The sequence below is a fragment of the Variovorax sp. 20P10.2.4 genome, from assembly GCF_058244205.1.
Map to the genome: position 1 here is coordinate 1 of NZ_JBZAYE010000798.1, position 2,929 is coordinate 2,929.

2 protein-coding genes and 1 pseudogene are annotated in these 2,929 nt (G+C 70.7%); 2 read left to right on the forward strand and 1 reads right to left on the reverse strand.

Translation table 11 applies throughout. From position 1 onward, the window contains the following. On the forward strand, positions 1-264 hold a 264-nt coding region (locus AC27VN_RS37690; RefSeq protein WP_490879962.1), incomplete at its 5' end, for a type 1 glutamine amidotransferase family protein. 13 nt (positions 265-277) lie between these two features. On the opposite strand, the gene fauA is transcribed toward AC27VN_RS37690, so the two are convergent. Then, positions 278-2,470 (reverse strand): TonB-dependent alcaligin siderophore receptor FauA, encoded by a 2,193-nt coding sequence (gene fauA, locus AC27VN_RS37695; RefSeq protein ID WP_490879963.1) that lies wholly within the window; start codon positions 2,468-2,470, stop codon positions 278-280. 88 nt (positions 2,471-2,558) lie between these two features. Between fauA and AC27VN_RS37700 the strand changes: the two are divergent. Then, positions 2,559-2,929, forward strand: a pseudogene (locus AC27VN_RS37700) (AraC family transcriptional regulator); the annotation flags it as partial.

The following is a 2,929-nucleotide window of genomic DNA, read 5'->3' on the forward strand; positions in this document are numbered from 1 at the left end:
CTGCCCGAGGGCGCGGTGCGGCTGGCCGGCAGCGCGCATGACCCGGTGCATGCCTTCCGCGTCGGCGACAGCGCCTGGGGCGTGCAGTTCCATCCCGAGTTCGATGCCCACGCGATGCGCGACTACATCGATCGCCTGGCCGGCCCGCTGAAGACGGCCGGGCTCGACCCCGAGGCGCTGCGCGAGCGCGTGCAGGCCACCGGCGATTCCGCGCAACTGCTCGGCCGCTTCGCGCGCATCGCCGAGGCGCGCCAGGGCCTCTGAGCCTGGCAGCGCCTCAGTACTGCACGCGCAGCGACAGCGTCGCGTTGCGCGGCGACCCATACCAGCCCTGGTTGAAGAAGGCGACCTGCGAGTAGTACTTGCGGTCGGTCAGGTTGTTGATGTTCAGGGTCGCCGAGACGTTCTTGCGGATCTCGTAGCGCGCCATCAGGCTCACCAGCGCATAGCCCGACTGCGCGACCACGGTGGAGCGGTTGGCCGGCGGCGCCATGACGGTCTCGTAGGCGCGGCCCTGCCAGTTCACGCCCGCGCCCAGGGTCAGCGCGCTCCAGTCGCCCGGCAGCTGGTAGCTGCTGAAGATCTTGAGCTGGCTGCGCGGATGCCCGGTGTTGATCGGCGTGCCGTTCGCGGCGCGGGCACGGAAGTGGGTGTAGCCCGCGGCGAGGTTCCAGCCGCGCGCGATCTCGCCGCTGAGCTCGAGGTCCACGCCCTCCACCTTCGCGCCGGCCACCGCGCGGTAGGCCTGGGTGTTGGGCACGCCGCCCGCGGTCTGGCCGGCGATGGCCTCGGCCAGGTTGTCCTGGCGCGTCTGGAACAGCGCGAAGGCGCCGTTGAGCCGGCCGTCCGCGTAGGCGGCCTTGAGGCCCAGCTCGAAGCTCTTGCCGGTCACCGGGTCGAGGATCTCGCCGGCCGCGTCGCGGTTGTTCTGCGGCTTGAAGATGCTGGTGTAGCTGGCGTAGGCCGTGTAGGTGTCGTCGATGTCGTAGAGCAGGCCCGCGTAGGGCGTGATGCGGTCGCGGTGCTCGTACCTGCGGATCGCGCCGAAGTAGTTCTGGTCGGTCTTCCAGTTGCTCACGCGCGCGCCCACGATCAGGTGCAGCGGATCGGCCAGCGAGAAACGCCCCACGGCATAGGTGCCGTCCTGGCGCGCGCGCATGGTGTCGGCCTGCGAGGGCACGCTCGACCACAGCGGCTCGGCGATGCGGTCGACGCGCCAGTCGAAGAAGCTGCCGATCGGCGGCTGGTTCAGCGCGCGGTACTGCGGCAGGTCGAGCCGGTCGTCGAAGCGCATCCAGCCGAGCGAGAACTCGTGGTCGCGACCCAGCAGGCGGAACGGACCGCCGAGCGTGGCATGGGCGGCGCGGCGCTTCAGTTCGCCGTCGTAGTGGATGTACGAAGGCGCCACGCTCATCGCGCCGGTGAAGGCATTGACCGCGCCGCCGCGGTAGAGGTGCTTCATCATCATGTCGGTGCTGGCGTGGCTGTAGGCCAGGCGGGCGGTCCAGCGGTTGGCGAAGCGGTGCGTGAGGTCGAGAAAGGCGGTGGTGGTGTCGGTCTCGGCCCGGGTCCATGTCGTGTTGCTGGCCACGGAGCGGTCGAAGTCGGTGCGCCGGCCGTCGGTGTAGAACAGCGGGAAGCCGGCACCGAAGCCGCGCGTCACGGTGTCCTGCTTGCTCAGGCCCAGCGTGAGCTCGGTGGCGGGCGTCAGGTCGGCGCTGAGCACGCCGTAGAAGGTGTTCGAGCGGTTGCCTAGAAAGGTGGTGTAGCTGTCGCCGTCCGAATGGGCCGCCACCAGGCGCGAGCGGATGCGCCCGTCCTGCGTGAGCGGCGCCGAGATGTCGGCCTCGGCACGCCGGAAATTCCAGCTGCCCACCGACACGCCGGCCGAGGCCGCGAACTCGCGCAGCGGCCGCTTGCGCACGAAGTTGATCGCGGCCGACGGGTTGCCCGCGCCGGTCATCAGGCCGGTGGCGCCGCGCACCACCTCGAGCCGGTCGTAGATGGCGGTGTCGAGGTTGCTCTCGCCGAAGGACCAGGGCGACAGCACCGGGCTCACGAGGCCGTCGAACTGGTAGCTGTCGATCGCGAAGCCGCGCGCCGACACCGAGAGCCGGTTGGCGTCGCTGCGCGTGATCGAGATGCCGGTGACGCTGTTCAGCATGTCGCCGGTGGTCTGCAGGCCCTGGTCCTCGACGATCTGGCGCGTGACCACGCTGACCGATTGCGGCGTCTCGCGCGGCGAGAGCTGCAGGCCGGTCGCGGTGCGCGCGGCCTTCGTGGTGTACGACTGCGTGCCCTCGGTGGTGGGCGTGACGGCCGTGCCGGTCACCTCGATCGCGGGCAACGCGGCGCCCGATCCGGCATCGGGTGCCTGCGCCAGCGCGGACATCGAAGGCAGCGCCGCGCCGAACAGCAGGTGCAGGGAATGGCGCCGGAACGGCGCGGTAGAACGGAAGGCAGTCGGCATGGCGGCGGTGAGGACAAAGGGTTTAACGACAAATGAGAATTGTTACCATCTGGCGATGCACCGACCTATGCCGAAGCGCGGCAAACGTATGCCGGGCGCCGAAAGCGAAGCGGCCCTCGCGCCCGGCGTTTCGCCGCGCCGCTTCAGCGCCGCCGACTTCGATCGGCTCGGCCGCGACGCGGGCTTCCGCTACCGCCTGCCCTATCTGTCGGGCGCACCGCGCGACCCCGAGGCGCTGTGCATCGCCGAGGGCCGCGTCGAGACGCATGCGCTGGGCCCGGGCCTGACGCTGGCCGCCTCCGACATCGTGGTGCACCACCACTACGAAGCCACCTCGCAGGCGAGCCCCCGGTTCTCGGCCATCGTGGTGCTGCAGGGCCAGGCGCAGGCCGCGCTGGGCCGCGGCGACAGCGTGCCGATGCGCACGCACGGCGGCCTCAGCGCCGCCTATGGCGACGG